This is a genomic window from Selenomonas dianae (assembly GCF_030644225.1).
In the GTDB taxonomy this organism is placed as follows: domain Bacteria; phylum Bacillota; class Negativicutes; order Selenomonadales; family Selenomonadaceae; genus Centipeda; species Centipeda dianae.
In genome coordinates this window covers 1,570,066-1,590,338 of the sequence record NZ_CP128650.1, presented here as the reverse complement: position 1 = coordinate 1,590,338, position 20,273 = coordinate 1,570,066, and the positions used below count along the sequence as shown (strand labels likewise).

The 20,273-nt window shown below is 57.3% G+C and carries 21 protein-coding genes and 1 riboswitch; of the genes, 20 read left to right on the top strand and 1 reads right to left on the bottom strand.

Annotated elements, in window-relative coordinates; genetic code table 11:
• Positions 1-80: 80 nt before the first annotated feature.
• Positions 81-1,985, top strand: a complete 1,905-nt coding sequence (locus tag QU667_RS07850; protein WP_304986653.1) for a fructose-1,6-bisphosphatase — start codon at positions 81-83, stop codon at positions 1,983-1,985.
• A gap of 52 nt (positions 1,986-2,037) precedes the next feature.
• On the opposite strand, the gene QU667_RS07845 is transcribed toward QU667_RS07850, so the two are convergent.
• Complete coding sequence (locus QU667_RS07845; protein WP_304986652.1) at positions 2,038-3,024, bottom strand: phosphatase domain-containing putative toxin; 987 nt, start codon at positions 3,022-3,024, stop codon at positions 2,038-2,040.
• A gap of 317 nt (positions 3,025-3,341) precedes the next feature.
• On the opposite strand from QU667_RS07845, the gene ileS reads away from it, so the two are divergent.
• The 19 genes from ileS to sigH all read left to right on the top strand — a co-directional run bounded on the left by ileS (position 3,342) and on the right by sigH (position 19,967).
• Entirely contained in the window at positions 3,342-6,461 is a 3,120-nt protein-coding gene (gene ileS / locus QU667_RS07835; protein ID WP_304986651.1) for an isoleucine--tRNA ligase, read from the top strand.
• Between the two features lie 125 nt (positions 6,462-6,586).
• On the top strand, positions 6,587-7,264 hold the full coding sequence (locus QU667_RS07830) for a metal-dependent hydrolase (RefSeq protein WP_304986650.1): 678 nt from the start codon (positions 6,587-6,589) through the stop codon (positions 7,262-7,264).
• Positions 7,261-8,223, top strand: coding sequence for a tRNA (adenosine(37)-N6)-dimethylallyltransferase MiaA (gene miaA, locus QU667_RS07825; RefSeq protein WP_304986649.1), 963 nt, complete (start codon positions 7,261-7,263; stop codon positions 8,221-8,223). Before QU667_RS07830 ends, miaA begins: the two co-directional genes overlap by 4 nt.
• Positions 8,220-8,453: an RNA chaperone Hfq gene (hfq, locus tag QU667_RS07820; protein WP_304986648.1), complete on the top strand. Its 234-nt coding sequence runs from the start codon at positions 8,220-8,222 to the stop codon at positions 8,451-8,453. The genes miaA and hfq overlap by 4 nt, the downstream gene beginning before the upstream one ends.
• Before the next feature lie 61 nt (positions 8,454-8,514).
• Positions 8,515-8,970 (top strand): dCTP deaminase/dUTPase family protein, encoded by a 456-nt coding sequence (locus QU667_RS07815; protein WP_304986647.1) that lies wholly within the window; start codon positions 8,515-8,517, stop codon positions 8,968-8,970.
• A gap of 65 nt (positions 8,971-9,035) precedes the next feature.
• Positions 9,036-9,479 carry an RrF2 family transcriptional regulator gene (locus QU667_RS07810; RefSeq protein WP_304986646.1) on the top strand — a complete coding sequence of 148 codons (444 nt, stop codon included), beginning with the start codon at positions 9,036-9,038 and terminating at the stop codon, positions 9,477-9,479.
• A gap of 117 nt (positions 9,480-9,596) precedes the next feature.
• The gene (locus QU667_RS07805) at positions 9,597-10,541 is read left to right on the top strand and encodes a helix-turn-helix domain-containing protein (RefSeq protein WP_304986645.1); all 945 of its coding nucleotides are present in this window, start codon (positions 9,597-9,599) and stop codon (positions 10,539-10,541) included.
• A 116-nt stretch (positions 10,542-10,657) separates the two neighbouring features.
• A complete protein-coding gene (nrdR, locus tag QU667_RS07800) occupies positions 10,658-11,122 on the top strand; it encodes a transcriptional regulator NrdR (RefSeq protein WP_304988432.1) in 465 nt (154 codons plus the stop codon).
• 25 nt (positions 11,123-11,147) lie between these two features.
• The gene (locus tag QU667_RS07795) at positions 11,148-12,899 is read left to right on the top strand and encodes a radical SAM protein (RefSeq protein WP_304986644.1); all 1,752 of its coding nucleotides are present in this window, start codon (positions 11,148-11,150) and stop codon (positions 12,897-12,899) included.
• Positions 12,896-13,711, top strand: a complete 816-nt coding sequence (gene pgeF, locus QU667_RS07790) for a peptidoglycan editing factor PgeF (protein ID WP_304986643.1) — start codon at positions 12,896-12,898, stop codon at positions 13,709-13,711. The genes QU667_RS07795 and pgeF overlap by 4 nt, the downstream gene beginning before the upstream one ends.
• Positions 13,708-14,430: a YggS family pyridoxal phosphate-dependent enzyme gene (locus QU667_RS07785; RefSeq protein ID WP_304986642.1), complete on the top strand. Its 723-nt coding sequence runs from the start codon at positions 13,708-13,710 to the stop codon at positions 14,428-14,430. The genes pgeF and QU667_RS07785 overlap by 4 nt, the downstream gene beginning before the upstream one ends.
• Positions 14,431-14,437: 7 nt before the next feature.
• A complete protein-coding gene (locus QU667_RS07780) occupies positions 14,438-14,968 on the top strand; it encodes a cell division protein SepF (protein WP_304986641.1) in 531 nt (176 codons plus the stop codon).
• Between the two features lie 5 nt (positions 14,969-14,973).
• Complete coding sequence (gene proC / locus QU667_RS07775; protein WP_304986640.1) at positions 14,974-15,786, top strand: pyrroline-5-carboxylate reductase; 813 nt, start codon at positions 14,974-14,976, stop codon at positions 15,784-15,786.
• The gene (locus QU667_RS07770; protein WP_304986639.1) at positions 15,786-16,580 is read left to right on the top strand and encodes a YlmH family RNA-binding protein; all 795 of its coding nucleotides are present in this window, start codon (positions 15,786-15,788) and stop codon (positions 16,578-16,580) included. Before proC ends, QU667_RS07770 begins: the two co-directional genes overlap by 1 nt.
• A gap of 29 nt (positions 16,581-16,609) precedes the next feature.
• The gene (locus QU667_RS07765; RefSeq protein ID WP_304986638.1) at positions 16,610-17,149 is read left to right on the top strand and encodes a DivIVA domain-containing protein; all 540 of its coding nucleotides are present in this window, start codon (positions 16,610-16,612) and stop codon (positions 17,147-17,149) included.
• Between the two features lie 5 nt (positions 17,150-17,154).
• Entirely contained in the window at positions 17,155-17,607 is a 453-nt protein-coding gene (lspA, locus tag QU667_RS07760) for a signal peptidase II (RefSeq protein ID WP_304986637.1), read from the top strand.
• 2 nt (positions 17,608-17,609) lie between these two features.
• Positions 17,610-18,518, top strand: coding sequence for an RluA family pseudouridine synthase (locus tag QU667_RS07755; protein ID WP_304986636.1), 909 nt, complete (start codon positions 17,610-17,612; stop codon positions 18,516-18,518).
• Positions 18,519-18,530: 12 nt separating this feature from the next.
• Positions 18,531-19,079 carry a bifunctional pyr operon transcriptional regulator/uracil phosphoribosyltransferase PyrR gene (gene pyrR / locus QU667_RS07750; protein ID WP_304986635.1) on the top strand — a complete coding sequence of 183 codons (549 nt, stop codon included), beginning with the start codon at positions 18,531-18,533 and terminating at the stop codon, positions 19,077-19,079.
• Positions 19,080-19,157: 78 nt separating this feature from the next.
• Positions 19,158-19,967 (top strand): RNA polymerase sporulation sigma factor SigH, encoded by an 810-nt coding sequence (sigH, locus tag QU667_RS07745; RefSeq protein ID WP_304986634.1) that lies wholly within the window; start codon positions 19,158-19,160, stop codon positions 19,965-19,967.
• Positions 19,968-20,071: 104 nt separating this feature from the next.
• A riboswitch (cobalamin riboswitch) is annotated at positions 20,072-20,258 on the top strand.
• Positions 20,259-20,273: the final 15 nt, after the last annotated feature.

Below are 20,273 nucleotides of genomic sequence, written 5' to 3'. Positions count from 1 at the left end.
GCCCATTTCGTTTTCTTGAAAATCCTCCTCTCTAGTGTTAGAATACAGAAGAGTAAAAATATTTCGCAGGAGGAAGCGATATGAGCATAAATACGATAAAGGCGGAGCGGGAAAAGGTGCTCCGTCTGATGGCGGAGAAGTACCCGACGAAGGAGATCGTCTACGAGAAAATCGTCTATCTGAAATCGCAGCTCATGCTGCCGAAGGGGACGGAGCACTTCATGAGCGATCTGCACGGCGCATACGATTCGTTCTTTCACATCCTCAACAACTGCTCGGGGGTCATCAAGGAAAAGGTGGACTACTGTTTCGGCGCACGCATGACGGAGGAGGAGAAAGCGGAGTTCTGCACGCTCATCTACTATCCGCGCGAAAAGGTGGAGCAGATGACGGCAAAGGACGAGGCAGACGCGATTTGGTATCAGCAGAACATTGCGAATTTGCTCGAACTCACAAAGCTCATGAGTTGGAAATTTCCGGCGAACAAGATGCACAGCTTCATTCCAAAGCGTTACGCATCCGTCATTGTGGAACTGCTGAGTACGCGTCCCGAACTGGATGAGGCGCAGCTTTACTACTATAAACAGCTGATCGAGACGATTGTGGACATCGGCGGCGGCGCGGACTTCATCGAGGCGTTCAGCGTGCTTGTCAAGCGGCTTGCAGTCGAGCGCATCCATATCGTCGGCGACTTTTTCGACCGCGGCGACCGTCCCGACGGCATCCTTGACCTCCTGATGCAGCACCCGTCCGTCGACATCCAATGGGGCAATCACGATGTACTATGGATGGGGGCGGCGCTCGGCAGTGAGGTATGCATCGCGGCGGTCATCCGTAACTCGCTGCGCTACCGCAATACAGACGTACTGGAACGCGGCTACGGCATCAGTCTGCGCCCGCTCTCGACGTTTGCCTCACGCATCTACCCCGACGAGAATCCGATCAAGGCGGCGGAGCGCGCGATCTCGATGATGATGTTCAAGCTCGAAGGGAAGCTCGTCAAGCGCAATCCGGATTTCCACATGGAGGATCGTCTGCTCCTCGATAAGATTGATTTCAGATCGTCCTACGTTACCCTCAATAATGGGCGTCGCGTGGAACTTGAGAGTGCCTATTTCCCGACGATTGACGATGGCGCGAACTGTTACGAACTGACGGAGGAGGAGCGGCACATCATTGACGATCTGCGTTCTTACTTCATTGAGAGCAAGGCATTGAAGCGTCATGTGGACTATCTTTATGAGCGTGGCAGTATGTATCTGTGCTGTAACGGCAATCTCCTGTTCCACGGCTGTGTTCCCATGAACGAGGATGGGAGCTTCCGCACCATTACCTACAAGGGCGAGGAATATACGGGACGCGCGTGGATGGATTTCTGCGAGGAGAAGGCGCGTGCGGCGTGGAACGAACACACGCAGGAGGGGCTGGACTTCATGTACTTCCTCTGGTGCGGACTGCTTGCGCCAACCTCGGGTCGCTCGTTCACGACGTTCGAGCGTTCCTTCATCTCAGATGAATCGACGTGGAAAGAGCCGGCGGATCCGTATTTCCGCCTCATCAAGGAGGAAGCAATCTGCGAGAAAATCCTCGTGGAGTTCGGGCTTGACGCAAAGCACGGACATATCATCAACGGGCACGTCCCCGTGAAGGTGAAGAAGGGGGAGAGCCCCATGCGCGCGAATGGCCGCGCGATCATCATCGACGGCGGTTTTGCGACGCCCTATCACTCCAAGACGGGCATCTCGGGCTACACGCTCATCTACAACTCGCGCGGTCTGCGCCTTCTCCAGCATCAGACCGTAGCGAATGTGCGTGAGGCACTGCGTGAGAACCGTGACATCGAATCCGTCTCGCAGACGGTCGAACTGCAGGCGCGCAGCTGTCTTGTGCGCGACACCGATCGCGGCGCGGCGATTATGGACGAGATCGCCGACCTCCATGCCCTCCTGCGTGCGTATCAGACCGGGCATATCAAGCCGCAATAAAAGAATAAGAAAGCCCGCACATTGCATTTGATGTGCGGGCTTTCTTAGCCTCTTATGGATTCTTCTTCAGCCACATACTCCACGGAACGGCATAGTCGTTCTCGTGATTCTGCTGAACGTAGTCGTAGAACTTTGCGATCATCTCTGACTTGTGATGGTAGTCTGCATCCTCCCATCCCGTCGGTGCATGATGCGTGGTCGGGTCGTAGGCGAGGTATGCTCCGCCGAGCAGGTACTGACGATAGAGGATGTCCTTCAGTGGGACGGAGGGATTTTTCATCATATCGTACATCGCCATAAAGCTGGTCGTGCGTCCCTTGCCTGCCTGACAGTGAAAGTGCATCCATGTGTCCGCAGGCATTTTTTTCACGAGATCGACAAATTTGTCGATGGTCTGCGGGTCTGCCCATTTGTGGTCGGTGACGGCGAGGCGGACGTAGCGCACGCCTGCATCCTCGACCAGCTTGCGCTCCGTCATCGCCGCCGTGACGCGGACGGTCTGCGGATTTTTTGGCTGCTTTTTCTTGTCGAGGTGTGCGAGCATGACATCTTTGCCTTGTGCACTGCGAATACGCATATTTTCGTCACGCAGTGCCTCGTGTTTTGTCCTGCCGATATTGCCCCAGTCGTGCTTGCCGTACCAGCTGACGGCATTTCCATTCATGAAGCCGTGCGACTCCTGCCGCAGATCGACGATACAGATCGAGCCCTTTGCGCGCGTGTGCAGGTCTTTCAGCAGCGCGTGAAAGGCAGGGACGGAGAACTCCGCGCTTCCCGAGAGCGGCAGGACATCCAGTCCCTCACGAGAGGGCGTATAGTTCGGGTCGACACCGAACTTCGCTGCGTCTGTCCGCGTTTGGAACGGCGATCCCGCCGTGCGGAAATTGTGCGGCAGCTCCGCCGCATTGCCCGCCGCCATGTCGATGCGCCAGACATAGCCTCGGTAGTCTGCGTTCGTATCGGCGGCAGAGGCGGTGTATGGGATGATACATAGCGTGCATAATAGCAGGACAGTGAGTAAATGTTTGAATGCGTGCATGAGATCCCTCCACTGTGTAAATATATCCATCGTTGGTTATACCACTCTTTGCATCAAGGTGCAAGGGAAGCACTGATAAATTCAGCCACGCCATCTTAACGCATCTTTTTTGCCCGCACTGTGTCGGCAAATCCTCCACATAGCCCTGCTATGCGTCCGGTTTGCCTCCTTGTTCGGACGAAAAAATCTACGTCAATCTGACGGACTTCATTTTATCAGCGATTCCCAAGGGAAATCTTGGGCAGATACCGTCTGTTCCTTGAAAAATCCCCTTCCGTGTGCTAGAATGACGTGACTACGCTACGGGAGGGGTTTCTTTGTACGAGAAAGTAGATACCAATTTGAATTTTGCCGCACGTGAGAAAGCCGTTGCGGATTTTTGGCGCGAAAACCATATTGCACAGCAGGCGGTGGATCAGCGCGAGGGCTGTGAGACGTTCACGTTCTACGACGGTCCGCCGACGGCGAACGGCCGTCCGCACATCGGTCACGTCTTAACGCGCGTCATCAAGGATATGCTGCCGCGCTACCAGTCGATGAAGGGGCGCAAGGTGCTCCGCAAGGCAGGTTGGGATACGCACGGTCTGCCCGTCGAGCTTGAGGTCGAGAAGGCGATCGGTATCAACGGCAAGGATCAGATCGAGGATTACGGCATCGAGCCGTTCATCGAGAAGTGCCGTGAATCCGTCTGGAAATACAAGGCGATGTGGGAGGAGTTCTCCGATGTCGTCGGGTTCTGGGCGGATATGGAACACCCCTACATTACCTATGAGAACAACTTTATTGAGTCCGAGTGGTGGGCGCTGAAGGAGATCTGGAAGAAGGGGCTGCTCTATCAGGGACACAAGATCGTCCCGTACTGCCCGCGCTGCGGCACACCGCTCTCCTCGCACGAGGTCGCGCAGGGCTACAAGGATGTGACGGAGCGCTCGGCGATCGTGCGCTTTCAGGCAGCGGACGAGGATGCCTACTTCCTCGCATGGACGACCACACCGTGGACGCTCCCGTCGAACCTTGCCCTTTGCGTGAATCCGAATGTGACGTATGTGAAGGTGCGCGTTTACGGCAAGGTCTACTATCTCGCTGAGGCACTGATGGACAGCGTATTCGCGGACTCGTGGGGCGACCGCGAGATCCTTGCGACGATGAAGGGCAGTGACCTTGAGTATCGCAAGTATGAGCCTCTTTATGCGTTTGTGGACAAGGACGTGCAGGACAAGGCGTTCTTCGTGACCTGCGACGACTACGTTACAACGGAGGACGGCACGGGCATCGTTCACATGGCGCCCGCTTTCGGTGAGGACGATAACCGTGTCTGCCGCAAGTATGGAATGCCGTTTGTTCAGTTTGTCAATGACAAGGGCGAGATGACGGAGGAAACGGACTGGCCGGGGATCTTCGTAAAGGATGCCGATCCCCTGATCCTCGCGGATCTCGAAAAGAGCGGCAAGCTGTTCAAAGCACCCGAGTTTACGCACAGCTATCCGCACTGCTGGCGCTGCGACACGCCGCTGATCTACTATGCACGTGCCTCGTGGTTCATCCGCATGACGGCGGTGCGCGATGCGCTCGTTGCGAACAACAATACGGTCAACTGGATTCCGAAGACCATCGGCGACGGGCGTTTCGGCAACTGGATCGAGCACGTGCAGGACTGGGGCATCAGCCGTGACCGCTACTGGGGCACGCCGCTCAACATCTGGAAATGCTCCTGCGGGCACGAGCACGCTGTCGGCTCCATCGCCGAACTGCGTGCGCTCCAACCGAACTGTCCTGCGGACATCGAACTGCACCGTCCGTACATCGACGCGATTACATTTCCCTGCGAAAAGTGTGGTGAGGAGATGCACCGCGTGCCCGAGGTCATCGACTGCTGGTTCGACTCGGGCGCGATGCCGTTCGCGCAGTGGCACTATCCGTTTGAGAACAAGGATGTCTTTGAGACGTACTTCCCCGCAGACTTCATCTCCGAGGCGGTCGATCAGACGCGCGGCTGGTTCTACTCGCTGATTGCGATTTCGACGCTGCTCTTTGACAAGAGCCCGTACAAGAACGTCATTGTTCTCGGTCATGTGCAGGACGAGAACGGGCAGAAGATGAGCAAGTCGAAGGGCAACGCGGTCGAGCCGATGGACGCGCTGCGCCGTCACGGCGCAGATGCGATCCGCTGGTACTTCTACGAGAACAGTGCGCCGTGGCTGCCGAACCGCTTCTCCGACGATGCGGTGCAGGAGGGCGCACGCAAGTTCATGGGGACGCTCTGGAACACGTATGCGTTCTATGTCCTCTATGCGAACATCGACAATTTCGATCCGACAGCGCACACGCTCGACTACAAATGCCTCTCGGTTATGGATCGGTGGGTGTTCTCGCGTCTGAATACGATGGTGCGCACGGTGGACGACTGCCTCGCAAACTATCGTGTGACCGAGGCGGCAAAGGCGGTGCAGTCCTTTGTCGAGGAACTGTCCAACTGGTACGTGCGCCGCAGCCGCAGCCGCTTCTGGGCAAAGGGCATGGAGCAGGACAAGGTGGATGCCTACCTTACGCTCTATACCGCGCTCGTGACGACGGTAAAGGCGGCGGCGCCGATGGTACCGTTCATCACGGAGAGCATCTACCGCAATCTTGTCTGCTCGGTGGACAAGACTGCGCCGATCTCCGTGCATCTTGCGGACTTCCCGACGGTGAACGAGGCGCTTATTGACACGCAGCTTGAGGAGAATATGGAGACCGTCCTTGAGGTTGTCACCCTCGGGCGTGCGGCACGCAACGCGGCGAACATCAAGAACCGTCAGCCAGTTGCGCAGATGTTCATCAAGGCGGAGCATACGCTGCCGGAGTTCTTCGTCGAGATCATCGCGGATGAACTCAATGTCAAGGCGGTGACGTTCCGCGACGATATGTCGGACTTCCTCGCCTATCATGTGAAACCGAACTTCCGCGTGCTCGGCGCGAAGGTCGGCAGGCAGATGAACGCGGTCAAGAAGGCGCTCGAAGAGAGCGACGGCGCGGCGGTGAAGGATGCGCTCACAGGCGACGGCAGCTATACGCTGCACCTCGCGGACGGCGATGTCACGGTCACATCGGAGGATGTCGAAGTGACCGTTTCGCAGCAGGAGGGCTATAACTGTCAGAGCTACGGCGGTGTGACCGTTGCGCTCAAGACCACGCTCACAGAGGAGCTCCTTGCGGAGGGCTTTGTCCGCGAGATCATCAGCAAGGTACAGACGATGCGCAAGGAATGCGGGCTTGAGGTCACAGATCATATCTCGCTGGATCTCTCGGGCAACGCGAAGCTCACGGCGATCGCCGCGAAGAATGAGGCGTTTATCCGCGAGATTACGCTCGCTGACACCGTGTCCTATGATGCCCCTGCGGGTACGAGCAAGGAGTGGAACATCAACGGTGAAAAGCTGACACTCAGCATCAAGTAAGTGTTTTGATGCAAGCCGCTTCGTTCGGGAACTGCCCGAATGAGGCGGCTTTTCTATTGACATTACCTATACATATCGTATAATGAAACGTAACAAACGAACTGTGAAACAGGAGAGTGGTCGCAATGGTAAAATTCAGCTACTATGGTCATGCGGCTTTTTTGCTCGATGACGGGACGCATAGGGTACTCGTGGATCCGTTTCTGACGGGAAATCCAACGGCGCGTATTGCAGCGAACGAGGTCGCCTGCGACTTCATCCTGCTCACGCATGCGCACGGGGATCATCTCGGCGATGCTCCTTCGATTGCGGTGCGTACGGGAGCGGCAATTGTTGCGATTCCCGAAGTGATCTCTGTCTGCGAAGGGCAGGCACTCGGCGAGATCAGGTCACATCCGATGAACATTGGCGGTTCGCTTGGTCTGCCGTTCGGCAAGGTGCGCATGACGTTCGCCCAGCACAGTGCAGGCGTTGCGGGCGGGATTGCGTGCGGATTCGTCATCTACATTGGCGGCAAGGTTGTCTACTACGCCGGCGATACCGCACTCTTCAGCGATATGCAGCTGATCGGGCGCAAGGATGCGATCGACTACGCCGTACTCCCCATCGGCGACAACTATACGATGGGGCTTGAGGATGCGGCGATGGCGGCGCAGTGGCTCAATGCAGGACACGTCATCCCCATCCACTACGATACGTGGCCGATCATCGCGCAGGAAGTGAATCGCTACAAGGAGGTCACGGAGGCGATGACGCGTGCGCGGGTGAATATCGTCGCGCCCGGGGAAACCATCGAACTTTGATCGCGCATGAAAAAAACCCGCTGCTCGTCCTTGTCGGACCGACAGCAGTTGGAAAGACGGAGCTTTCGCTGCAGCTTGCAGAGGCTCTGGGGACGGACATCATCTCGGGCGACTCCATGTGCATCTATCGCGGCTTCGATATCGGCAGTGCAAAGCCGACGGCAGAGGAGCGTACACGCGTTGCACATCATCTCATCGACGTGCTGGAGGCGGACGAACAGTTCTCCGTGACGGAGTTTGTCGCACGCGTCGCCGCTCTTGTGCATGAACACGAACGGAGGGGGCGTCTGCCGTTTGTCGTCGGCGGGACAGGGCTCTACATCAAAGCGCTCATCGAGGGCTATGACTTCAACGAGGCACAGGCGCAGAGACGCTTTCGCCGTGCGATGGAGAGCGTCGCCGCACGGCGCGGAAATGAGCGCGTGCATTCCTTCCTCGCACATCATGACCCCGCAGCGGCAAAACGGCTGCACATTAACAATCTCAGGCGCGTGATCCGCGCGATTGAGGTCATGCGTTACGGAGATGAGCGCATCTCACAGGAGAGTGCGCTGATGGGCGGAGAGCAGCCTTACGATGCCTTTGTCGTCGGGCTGATGCGCGCGCGTGCACACCTCTATGAGCGCATCAATGCACGCGTGACAGCGATGTTTGCGGCGGGGCTTCCGGATGAGGTCGCCGGACTTCTTGCGCACGGGGTGAGCCGTGACGCGCCTGCGATGAAGGGGATCGGCTACAAGGAAACGGCAGCATATCTTGCCGGTGAGATGAGTGAGGCGGAGGCGATCACCGCCATTCAGACGGCGACACGGCATTTCGCGAAGCGGCAGCTCACATGGTATCGGCGTATGCCCTATATCCGCTGGTATGATGCGGATACACGGACGGAGACAGAACTTCAGCGTGCCATTCTTTCGGATGTGTACGCGTGGCAGGAAGAAAGGAGCGCTCAGGCGTGACGGCAAAAATCATCAATCTGCAGGACAACTTTCTCAATCAGGTGCGTAAGGACGGCATTCCCGTCACCATTCACCTTGTGAACGGGTTTCAGATCAAGGGAACGGTGCGCGGTTTTGACAATTTCGTCGTCATGGTGGATGCGATGGGAAAACAGCAGATGATCTACAAACATGCGATTTCAACCATCACCCCCGCACAGCCGGTGAAGATGTCGGCTTCGGAGTCCTGACGAAAGAACCCGTGCTGCTGCACCGAGTACGGCGCGGCGGCTTTTTATTTGAGGGGAAAACATGAAGACACGGGGATTTGAAATTGTGTCCGTCTACGAGAATGCCGGAATTTATCTGCCGCAGCGCAAGACGGGGGCAAGTACAGGGTATGATTTCGCATCGGCAGAGGCGGTTGTGATTCCGGCGGGAGAATGTGCGCTTGTGCCGACGGGGGTCAAGGCGTATATGCAGCGGGATGAGGTTCTGCTCATCTATATTCGTTCGAGCACGGCACTCAAGAAGCGGCTCATGCTGATGAACAGCGTTGGGGTGATCGATGCAGACTACTACGGCAACGCGGAGAACGAGGGGCATATCTACATCCCGCTCTGCAATTGCGGTAAGGATGCGGTGCATATCGCGGCGGGGGAACGGATCGCACAGGGGATCTTTACCCGCTATCTGACGGTGGACGGCGATATGGCAGGACAGGGCAATGTGCGTGCAGGCGGATTTGGATCGACAGGGAATCTTTGACAGGAAAACGAAACTCATTTATAATGACGGTGCATTGATATTCCTACATCCGTTTTGGAGATGTTATGAAACTTTCAACGAAGGGGCGCTACAGTGTGACGGCACTCTATGAACTCGCCCTGCATTATGGGGAGGGGGTTGTTCCCCTCAAGACGATCGCCAAGACACAGGGCATTTCGGAGAACTATCTGGAACAGCTGATGGCGCCGCTGCGCCGTGCAGGACTCGTGGAGAGCGTGCGCGGAGCGCAGGGCGGCTATACGCTTGCACTGCCGCCCGCAGAGGTGACGATCGGGCAGATCATCACGGCGGTCGAGGGGCCGATCGCCCTTGTGGACTGTCTGCTGACGAATGCAAAGGCGGAGGGGCAGAGCTGTGTGCGTGCAGGGCATTGCGTGACGCGGCAGATCTGGGAGGAGGTGCGCGACAGCATCAACTCCGTGCTCAACAATATCTCGCTTGCTGACCTCATACAGCGGCATCAAAGCCGCGTTGGCTGCAATCAGTGAGCATACGGATTTTTCAGCGGGCAGGAGTGAACGTCGGAAAAGATTTGTCTTTGCAGGGGACATATTGTATAATTACAAGGATAAATTACGGAAGCAGCAAAACTGGGAGGGAGTCTCATGGTAGGGGACATCTTGCGGAGAGAGCGCGAGAAGCAGGGGCTGACGATCGCCGATATTGAGAAGGGGACGAGTATACGCGGCGTCTATATCGAACAGATCGAGCGGGGCAATATCGACGAATTGCCGGGGTTGGTCTATGCGAAGGGGTTTGTGCGGAATTATGCGAATTTTCTTCACATGAATCCCGAACCTCTCGTCCAGCAGTTTGCCGAGGAAAATGGAGGCAGCGCTGTGCCGACAGCTCCTCCTGCGGAGCCCGACGGCGCATCGCGCCGTATCTCCCTCAGCAACGTCGGGGATGAATCACTCTCCAAGATCTCCATTGGGAGCAAGACATCCTCCTATGCGGGCATTTTCGGAAAGCTCGCCGTTGGCATTATCGCACTTGTTGCATTTGTGGCTGCGGGGGCGGCATTGATCTCCGCAATCAATGCGCCTGCAAAGGAGACGGCTGCTCCGGTTCACACAGAGCAGCCCTCTGCACCTGCTGCTGCGGCAGCATCCGACCCGGTACGTACACCGGCTGTAGACGGTGTGAACGTGAGTGTGACGCTCACGGAGCGCTGCTGGACAGAGGTCAGTGTTGACGGACAGAGTGTCTTTGAAGGAATTATTGAAAAGGGAAAGACTGAGAGCTGGCAGGGCAAGGAGTCGGTCGTCGTCCGCGCGGGCAATGCGGGTGCACTGGATGTAACCTTGAACGGGAAGAAGCTCGGTGTATTTGGGGAACAGGGCGAAGTTCTGGAACGTCGCTTTACCAAGACAACGCAGGAACTCAAGGATACACTGCCCGCCGCGCGTACGCAGGAAGCAGAGGCGGAACGCACACAGGAAAATACCGCGGTCAAACCGGCGGCATCTTCCGTGCGTGCGGAGCAGACCCCCCCGACGGCAGATCCGCGTGATGCGAAGCCGGCGAGGAGTGCGGCGAATAGGCAGTGAGGACATCACGGGTGGCGTCTGTCGGACGATGGCATGGGAATATGACGGCTGCATTTATCGCTGCTTCCCATGATCATGGGGTTCTGAACTACGGCGCATGAGGAAGGATGAGTACGATGAAATGTCCTTTTTGCAAGAAGCCGGACAGTCGTGTGATCGATTCGCGAGCTGCAGACGACGGTGCGACGATCCGCCGCCGCCGTGAGTGCAGTGAGTGCGGTCGGCGGTTTACGACCTATGAGGTGGTGGAGAAACTGCCGCTCATGGTGGTCAAGCGCGATAACCGCCGCGAGCCGTTCAGCCGCGACAAACTCCTTACGGGCATCATCCGATCCTGTGACAAGCGTGACATCTCGATGGAGCAGATCACAAATTTCGTTGCGGAGATCGAGCGCACTATCCGCAACCGTACAGAACCCGAAGTTCCATCGGAGAAGATCGGGGAGATCGTCATGGAGCGGCTGAAGGATTTCGATGAGGTCGCCTATATTCGCTTTGCCTCGGTCTATCGGAAGTTTGATGACATCACGAACTTTATTGAGGAACTGGAAACGCTGCGCGCACGGCGCGGGAAGGAGTAGTGCTTACGAAAGGAAAAGGTGCGGATTGGATCATCGGCTGAAGAGGAGTCTGCAGGATCGCTTTGCAAAGGAGCGCGGTGCCTGCCGTTATCCGCCGGGGGTGCGCACACGCTTTGCTCTCGTCTATCCGAACACCTACTTCGTTGGCATGTCGAATCTCGGGCTTCACATCATCTATGACCTTCTCAACAAACGTAAGGATACGGCGTGCGAGCGATTCTTTCTGCCCGACCGCACGGAACTCCCGCGCTATGAGCGCACGCAGACGCCGATGATGAGCGTGGAGACGCAGACACCTCTTGCGGACTTCGCCGTCATCGGCTTTGCCATTTCCTTCGAGATGGACTATTTCAACGTTGTCAAAATGCTCATGCTCAGTCATGTGCGCCCGCGCGCGGCAGAGCGTACGGAACGGGATCCGCTGGTGATTGCGGGTGGTCCGTGTGCGACGTTCAACCCCGAGCCTCTGGCAGAGATTGTCGATGCCTTTGTGATCGGTGAGGGCGAGGCGATCATGCCAGCGTTGATGGATGCCTACCACGCAGGGCAGTCTGCAGGGGACGACCGTGCCGCGCTGCGCCGCCGTCTGGGACGGGTGTCCGGGGTCTATGTACCCGCACTCTACACGCCTGTCTACGATGACGCAGGGCATCTCGCCGCATTTACACCGGAGGAGGGAGCCCCGCATTCGATTGCTCGTCAGTGGGTGCATGATCTCGATGTACATCCCGCGCATACGGTCGTCGTGACGGAGGATACGGAGTTTAACTTCTACCTCATTGAAACGGCACGGGGCTGCGGGCGGCACTGCCGCTTCTGTATGGCGGGCTATTGCTTTCGCCGACCGCGCAATCGCTCACTCGCAGTTATTGAAAAGCAGGTGCGTGCGGCACTTCCCTATGGCAAGAAAATCGGCCTGATGGGGGCGGCGATCTCCGACTATCCGGAGATTGATGCGCTCTGCCGCTCCATCCTCGGTGAGGGGCTGTCGATGTCCGTTGCATCCTTCCGTGCGGACTCGGTGACGCAGGAGCTTGTCGAGGCTCTTGCCGCGAGCGGGCTGAAGACGCTGACGCTTGCACCCGAGGCGGGCAGTGCTCGTATGCGCGCGGTCATCAACAAGGGCATCGAGGAACATCACCTGTTTACGGCGATTGATCTCGGTGCGGCGGCACATATTCCAAATTTCAAGCTCTACATTATGGTCGGTCTGCCGTTCGAGGAGGATGCGGACATTGATGCGATCATCGATCTCGCCGTCCGTCTGCGTTCCTATATGGATGAGCGGGGCAGTCATGGGATGCTGACACTCAGTGTGAACCCGTTCGTACCAAAGCCGTTCACCCCGTTTCAGTGGATGCCGATGGCGGGGAAAAAACGGTTGGACGGGATTATGAAGAAAATCACACAAGAACTGCGCCGCCATAAAAAGATCGTCGTTCATTTTGAGTCGCCGAAGGAAGCACTCGTGCAGGCGATCCTTGCACGCGGCGACCGCCGTCTGTCTGAACCGCTCATCCACGCGGCTGCGGGGCGCGGAGCGAAGGATCTCGCCGACGGAATGCGTGCGGAGGGGCTGCTGCCCGACGATTATCTCATAAGGGTATGGGGAGCGGAGGAACTGTTCCCGTGGGAGCAGCTGGACATGGGCTTTTCCAAGGACTACCTGCGGCAGGAATATGAGCGGGCTGCGGCACGCAAAGCAACGCCCCCATGTTTTGACGGATGCGTGCGCTGCGGTGTCTGCACAGCGAAGAAAGAAAGGACGGACGTATGAGTTTTGTACTGCGCCGCTTGCGGGACAACCTGTGGAGCGGCCGGCTTGACATCTTTCCTGAGGACAGGCTCGTGCACGGCTTTTCGGCACGGCAGGGCGGTGTGAGCGCAGCACCGTTCGATACGCTCAACATGGCGCTGCACGTCGGCGACGATCCCACGCGTGTGTGGGAGAACCGCAGACGATATTTTACGGCGATCGGACTGGATGCGGAGCGGATCTGTACGATTCGTCAGGTACACGGCACTGAGATTGTGCGTGTCATGCGGCGTGATGCGGGACGCGGTGCGCGGGACTATGCAGATGCGCTTGCGGATGCGGACGCGCTCATCACGAATGACAGCGGTATTGCGCTCATGCTCTGTTTTGCGGACTGCGTCCCTGTTCTGCTCTATGATCCCGTACATCATGCCATCGGTGTTGTTCATGCAGGCTGGAAGGGCACGGTGGCGCGGATTGCGGAAAAGACGATTGCACGTATGGGCGAGGAGTTCGGCACGGCGGCATCCGATGTGCTTGCGGGCATCGGTCCTTCGATCGGTGCGGGCTGTTATACCGTTGGCGCGGAGGTCGCGGAACAATTTCGTGCGGCGTTCCCCGTCCATGCGGAGCAGATCGTACAGGAACGCGATGGTGTGATACACCTCGATCTCTGGGCGGCGAATCGTATCCAGATGGTTGCGGCGGGCGTTTTGGCGCAGAACATCGATCAGGCGGACATATGTACCTCATGTGACCGCAGTTTCTTTTACTCCTATCGTGCCGACGGCGGCAGGACGGGGCGACTGGCGGCGGTGATGGAACTGAGATGAGTGACGATATGACGATTGAAATGCGGATTCGGGAGGTACGTGCGGCGATTGCGGCAGCGCGTGCACGGCGCGTCCATGTGCCTGTGGAGGCTCCTGTGGAACTGATTGCCGTGACGAAGAACCACCCCGTCGAGGCAATGCGGGAAGCCATTGATGCCGGCATTATGAGCATTGGGGAGAACCGCGTGCAGGAGGCGCTGGACAAGGCGGAGAATCTGGAGCGCGAGGTGAAATGGCATCTCATCGGGCATTTGCAGACGAACAAGGTGAAGCACGCCGTCCGTCAATTCGATCTGATTCATTCGGTGGATTCCCTACGTCTGGCACGCGAGATCAACAAGGCGGCGGAGAAATTCGGCAAGGTGCAGAATATTCTCGTGCAGGTGAACCTTGCCCGTGAGGATACAAAATCCGGTGTTTACCGCGAGGATCTGGACGAGTTGCTCATGGCAGTGGATGCACTTCCCTGCGTCCGCTTGCAGGGTTTTATGTGTATTGCGCCGAATTATGAGGATGTGGAGGAGTGCCGGCCGCTCTTTCGTGCAATGTATGAACTCTTTCAGCAGGCCAAGCAACGTGAACCGCGTACGGCGGATATCCGCTACCTCTCGATGGGGATGACCCATGACTACGGGATCGCGGTCGAGGAGGGCGCGAATCTGGTTCGCGTCGGCACGGCGATTTTTGGCGCACGTCAGTATAACGCCCTAGGAGTGTGAGAGATCAGTGAGCATCTTAAAGAAAATATCAACGAAGTTCATCGGAATTACGCCGGAGGACGACGTGGAGGAAAATGAGGATCTGGAAGAGGAGCGCACAAAAGAAAAGGAAAAGAAACCTGCTCCTGTGACCGAGATCGGGACACGTGCAAAGAACCGTACGGAGACAGGGCCGAAGGCATCCTCCTTTGCGGAGTTTCCGCATACATCCGGGGCGGCAGGGGCGGCACCGATTGACAATGTGATTGCGGCGTACCGCATGAATGTCATCGTCATTGAGCCGCAGTCGTTTGATGATGCCCAACAGGTAGCGGTCAATCTCCAGAAGAAAAAGCCTGTCGTGCTCAATTTCGAAAAAACGGAGAAGGCTGTGGCGAGCCGCATCATAGATTTTATCAGCGGTACGACGTATGCGCTGAACGGTGACATCAAGAAGATCAGCAACAACGTCTTTCTCTGTGCGCCGCATAATGTCAACGTCAGTTACTCTGAGGAGGAACACCGACTCGGGGATGATATGTCGTTTACGAACAGGTAATGGCCATGCGTGACGATATTCAGATCGGAATTATAGGCGGCGGAGCGATGGCGGAGGCACTGATTGCGGGGCTGGTGCAGACGGGAACGGTTTCGCCCTCCTGTATCAGCGTATCGGAGCACAAGGCAATGCGCTGCGATGCACTCACGCAAAAATACGGTGTACGCGCACAGGTCGGGGCAGAATCCTTTCTGCCCCGTATTGACGTGCTCATCCTCGCTGTCAAACCCGCCGCCGCGGCGGCGGCGATGTGCGAGACGGCGCCGCTGCTCAAGAAGAACGCGCTCGTTCTCTCGATTGTTGCGGGGCTTTCCCTTGCGACAATCGAGGAGTCATATCCCGTACATCCTGTGATTCGGGTGATGCCGAATACGCCGCTTGCCGTGGGTGCGGGAATGTCTGCCTATGCGTGCGGGCGATGTGCGGATGCGGATGCATCCGATCTGGCGGAACTGCTGCTCGGGGCGGCGGGACGCACCGTGCGGGTGCATGAGTGCGATCTCGATGCCGTGACAGGGCTGTCGGGCAGCGGGCCTGCCTATGCCTTTCTCGTCCTCGAAGCACTCATCGAAGGCGGTGTTGCGGCGGGGCTGAAACGGGAGACGGCAAGTGTTCTTGCGGGGCAGACCCTCCTCGGCGCGGCACAGATGGCACTCGCGTCGGCGCATTCCCCCGCAGATCTGAGGGCTGCGGTGACAAGTCCTGCGGGGACGACTGCCGCCGGGCTGCGCGTTCTTGAACGTGCGGGGATGCGTGCGGCGTTCATGGATGCTGTTCTGGCGGCGACGGAGCGTTCGAAAGAATTGGGGAGAAGGTAATGGCAGCACAGCAGAAGGAGCGGATTCTCCGCTTTTATCGTGGAACAGAAGGGGAGGAAACGGCGGTACGCCTTCTCGATCTCACAGAGGCGACCGTAAAGACGGTGAAATTCCGTATCAGTCCCTTCCTCGATCCTTACGGACAGGAAATCGCGGAGACCATCTGTGCGGCGTATGATGAGGTGCAGCTTGACTTTGACGGCGGCTATGTGGGGGCGGAACGTCAGCGTGCCATGCTGCGTCACAGGGATTTTGCGGGGAAGCCTGACGGCTTTGCCATCGCCTGTGTGGAGGCGGTGTGGAACGGACAGTTTGCACGGCTCACGCACCGCGATGTACTCGGTGCGGTCATGGGACTTGGCATCGAGCGCGAGCTGATCGGAGATATTCTCCCCGCAGCCGATACGGCAAAGATTATCTGCGATGTGAAAATTGCGGATTTCCTTGTGAACAATTTGACGATGATCGGTGCGGTTGGGGTCAAAACATCACCTTCGAATCTCGCGGAAATTGCCTCGCGCGAAGAACGTACGAAGGAGATCCGTGCTACGGTTGCCTCGCTGCGCCTTGATTCCATCGTCGCGGCGGGATTTGGCATCTCGCGCAGCCGTGCGGCGGAGGATATTGCGGCGGACAAGGTGAAGCTGAACTGGCAGAGTGCGGCGAGCGCGTCCAAGACGATCAAGGAGGGGGATGTGCTCTCCATGCGCGGACGCGGACGTGTCGAGGTGACGGAGGTGCGCGGGCAGACGAAGAAGGGACGCACGGTCGTCGTACTGAACCGGTTCTTTTGAGGAAAGGCGGGAGCAGAGTGCTGACACCGATGGATATACATGCGAAGGAGTTCGGAAAGAGCTTTCGCGGATTTGATGAGACGGAGGTCAATGATTTTCTGAATGAAGTCATGCAGGCGTATGCTGAAGTGATTGACGAGAGAGATCGGCTGCGTGCGGATCTGGGGCGGGCAGAGACGACCATCGAGGACTTTCGGCGAATCGAACAGAGTATGCGCGAAACGCTTGTGGTGGCTCAGAAAACCTCTGAGGAGATGACAACAAGCGCGAAGCGAAATGCCGATCTCATGCTTGAAACGGCGGCACGGGAGGCGCAGAACATCCATCGTGAGGCAACGCTCAAGGCAAAGGCACAGATGGATGAGGCGGCAGACAAGCTGCGCTCCATTGTGTCGGAGTACGAGCGCCTTGTGCGTGAGAAGCATAAATTTCTGCGCCGCATGAAGGGAAACGTGCAGGCGGAGCTTGCACTGATCGAGGATGCGATTGCGGAGATGCCCGATGTGGCGGCGGAGAAAAGTACGACACGTGAAAGTGCCGGGGATGAGAAACAGCAGGAGGATATTTGAGAGCGATGAGCGGACGCGTAACAGCCGCATTCTCTTTTTTGGGGATTTTGCTGGTTGACCAGTTGGTCAAATATTGCATTGAACTGACGATGCTGCCGGGCGAGTCGATTCCGGTCGCGGGTTCTTTTTTTCATATCACGTTCGTGCTCAATCCCGGGGCGGCATTTGGGATCTTCCGTGACCAGCAGTGGCTCTTTCTTGTCACGGCAGTCGTGTTCTTCGGCGCATTCCTTGTGTACTATGACCGTCTGCGGCGCAGCGGCACCCTCATTCACTATGGCAGCGTTGCCCTTGCAGCGGGTGCGGTGAGCAATCTGATCGACCGCATCCGTCTCGGACATGTTGTGGATTTCTTTGATTTTCGTGTCTGGCCTGTGTTCAATGTAGCGGATATTGCCATTGTCCTCGGCACGAGTGCGGTTCTCTGGGCTCTCTTTGTACAGAGAAGGGAAATTTGATGATGAGCACAGCATTCACGGCTGACCGCGCGGACGAGCGATTGGATCTGTGCCTTGTGCGGCAGCTGCCCGATCTCTCGCGCAGCTATGCACAGCGTCTCATTGCGGACGGACAGGTCACGGTAGATGGCGCGGAGCGCAAGGCAAACTATAAGTTGCGCGGCGGTGAGACGGTCGTGTGTACCGTTCCGCCTGCTGAGGAGACGAAGATCTGTGCGGAGGACATCCCGCTTGACATTCTCTATGAGGATGCGGACATCATCGTCGTCAACAAGGCACGCGGCATGGTGGTTCACCCTGCTGCCGGCATCTATACGGGAACGCTGGTCAATGCACTGCTGTGGCACTGCCGTGATCTTTCGGGGATTAACGGCGCTCTGCGTCCCGGGATCGTACACCGTCTCGACAAGGATACATCGGGGGTGATGGTCGCGGCGAAAAACGATATGGCGCATCACTATCTCGCACGTCAGATTCGGGACAAGGATGCGCGGCGGGAGTACCGTGCCATCGTGTACGGCAACATCGTCCCGCGCGCAGGGATCATTACGGGCGACATCGGGCGGCATCCGACCGACCGTAAGAAAATGGCGATTGTGCGGGAAAACGGAAAGCCCGCGACGACACATTTCGAGGTGCTTGAGCGGTTCGGTGACTATACCTATGTTGTTTGCCGTCTGGAGACGGGACGCACACATCAGATCCGTGTACACATGACGAGCATCGGACATCCGCTCGTCGGCGACCCGAAGTATACGGCGAAGAAGAATCCCTTTGCGATCACGGGACAGGCGCTGCACTCGCTGACGCTCCGTCTCGCACATCCGCGCACGGGGGAAGAAATGGTGTTTGCCGCACCGCTTCCGGCGGATATGGAGGAGATTCTGTGCACATTGCGCACAAGTTCATAAGGAGATGACGGTATGACAGAGTTTCGGGAAAAGGCGGTTCTCATGGATGGGGACGGGATACGGCGTGCACTCATGCGCATTTCACACGAGATTGTGGAGAAGAACAAGGGGACGGAGAATCTTGTGCTCGTTGGCATACGCACGCGCGGTGTGACGATTGCTGCGCGCATCGGTGCGGAAATTGCACGCATTGAGCAGCGGCAGCTGCCATGCGGTGTGCTTGACATCACGCTCTACCGCGATGATCTCAACGAACTGTCCTATCAGCCCATCGTCCATCCGACGGAGATGCCCTTGGACATCACGGGCAAGACGGTCGTGCTTGTGGACGATGTGCTCTATACGGGGCGCACGATCCGCGCAGCGATGAACGCACTTCTCGACATCGGTCGTCCGCGCATGATCCAACTCGCCGTGCTCATCGACCGTGGGCATCGGGAACTGCCCATTCGCGCGGACTTCGTCGGCAAGAATGTTCCGACCGCCGCACTTGAGGATGTGTCCGTTCTGCTTCATGACAACGATGCGGAGGAGAAAGTCGTCATTCGTGAGCGCCTTTGAACGCGGGGGATCTTGACGAAGCTTTTGCAACAGGGGTATAATATTAAAGGATCATAGGACATTTGTAGGAGCAATCGTATGATTTTTTACGGCGAGAAGCAAACGTCTGTGTTGGATGAGGAGCAGGCAGAATCGGATGATCTTGAGTCCGTCGAACTGGATGCGGAAACAGGTGAGGCGGAGGAGGCGGCTGCAGAGAACAGCATCTATGACGGCTGTTCCGACGAGGAGCTGCTCGCGCACATCCGCTCCTGCGACGGCGACGAGGCACTCGACTACCTTATCAACAAGTACCGTAATTTCGTGCGCTCCAAAGCACGCTCCTACTTTCTCATCGGCGCAGACCGCGAGGACATTGTGCAGGAGGGCATGATCGGCTTCTTCAAGGCGATCCGTGACTATCGCGAGGACAAACTCTCGTCGTTCCGTGCCTTCGCCGAGCTCTGCGTGACACGCCAGATCATCACGGCGATCAAGACGGCGACGCGGCAGAAACACATCCCGCTGAACTCTTACGTTTCCCTCAACAAGCCCATCTATGATGAGGACTCTGACCGCACCCTGCTCGACGTGCTGTCGGGCGCACGCATCAGCGACCCCGAGGAGCTGGTCATCAGTCATGAGGAGTTCATCGACATTGAACAGAAGATGGAGGAGATTCTGAGCGACCTTGAGTGGCGCGTGCTCATGAGTTACCTTGACGGCAAATCGTATCAGGAGATCGCTGTCGATCTGCACCGGCAGGTGAAATCCATCGACAACGCGCTCCAACGCGTCAAGCGAAAGCTCGAAAAATACATGGAGTCGCGCGGCGACGATCTCGACATCGGTACGGTCTATCGTGGACTTACCACAATCAATCGTACGGTGCGTACGCCGGAGGAATAGGGGCTCCTTTTTTCTGCAACAGAATACATATCGAACGGGCTGCGAAATAAAGGTGTGAAACGATTGACAATCTGTGTATAACGATGTATTCTATGTATAGTTTTATAAATGAATGGGAGACAGGTGCAGCGCAGTAGCGCGTGCTTAATAGAGAAGCCGGACGAGCCGGCGCGGTCCCGCCACTGTGAGGGGAGCGAACCTGCAAGGATGCCACTGGGAGGATGTCCTCTTGGGAAGGCGCAGGGGAGCGATGAACCGAGCCAGGAGAACTGCCTGTCTGACAATCCACCGTGTGCCGAAGGCACA

Excerpts from the sequence above, each read along its gene's own strand:
- QU667_RS07850 (WP_304986653.1), top strand. The coding sequence starts at position 81 with ATGAGCATAAATACGATAAAGGCGGAGCGGGAAAAGGTGCTCCGTCTG.
- QU667_RS07845 (WP_304986652.1), bottom strand. The coding sequence starts at position 3,024 with ATGCACGCATTCAAACATTTACTCACTGTCCTGCTATTATGCACGCTA.
- QU667_RS07830 (WP_304986650.1), top strand. The coding sequence starts at position 6,587 with ATGGTAAAATTCAGCTACTATGGTCATGCGGCTTTTTTGCTCGATGAC.
- QU667_RS07815 (WP_304986647.1), top strand. The coding sequence starts at position 8,515 with ATGAAGACACGGGGATTTGAAATTGTGTCCGTCTACGAGAATGCCGGA.
- QU667_RS07810 (WP_304986646.1), top strand. The coding sequence starts at position 9,036 with ATGAAACTTTCAACGAAGGGGCGCTACAGTGTGACGGCACTCTATGAA.
- QU667_RS07805 (WP_304986645.1), top strand. The coding sequence starts at position 9,597 with ATGGTAGGGGACATCTTGCGGAGAGAGCGCGAGAAGCAGGGGCTGACG.
- nrdR (WP_304988432.1), top strand. The coding sequence starts at position 10,658 with ATGAAATGTCCTTTTTGCAAGAAGCCGGACAGTCGTGTGATCGATTCG.
- pgeF (WP_304986643.1), top strand. The coding sequence starts at position 12,896 with ATGAGTTTTGTACTGCGCCGCTTGCGGGACAACCTGTGGAGCGGCCGG.
- QU667_RS07785 (WP_304986642.1), top strand. The coding sequence starts at position 13,708 with ATGAGTGACGATATGACGATTGAAATGCGGATTCGGGAGGTACGTGCG.
- proC (WP_304986640.1), top strand. The coding sequence starts at position 14,974 with ATGCGTGACGATATTCAGATCGGAATTATAGGCGGCGGAGCGATGGCG.
- QU667_RS07770 (WP_304986639.1), top strand. The coding sequence starts at position 15,786 with ATGGCAGCACAGCAGAAGGAGCGGATTCTCCGCTTTTATCGTGGAACA.
- QU667_RS07765 (WP_304986638.1), top strand. The coding sequence starts at position 16,610 with ATGGATATACATGCGAAGGAGTTCGGAAAGAGCTTTCGCGGATTTGAT.
- lspA (WP_304986637.1), top strand. The coding sequence starts at position 17,155 with ATGAGCGGACGCGTAACAGCCGCATTCTCTTTTTTGGGGATTTTGCTG.
- QU667_RS07755 (WP_304986636.1), top strand. The coding sequence starts at position 17,610 with ATGAGCACAGCATTCACGGCTGACCGCGCGGACGAGCGATTGGATCTG.
- pyrR (WP_304986635.1), top strand. The coding sequence starts at position 18,531 with ATGACAGAGTTTCGGGAAAAGGCGGTTCTCATGGATGGGGACGGGATA.
- sigH (WP_304986634.1), top strand. The coding sequence starts at position 19,158 with ATGATTTTTTACGGCGAGAAGCAAACGTCTGTGTTGGATGAGGAGCAG.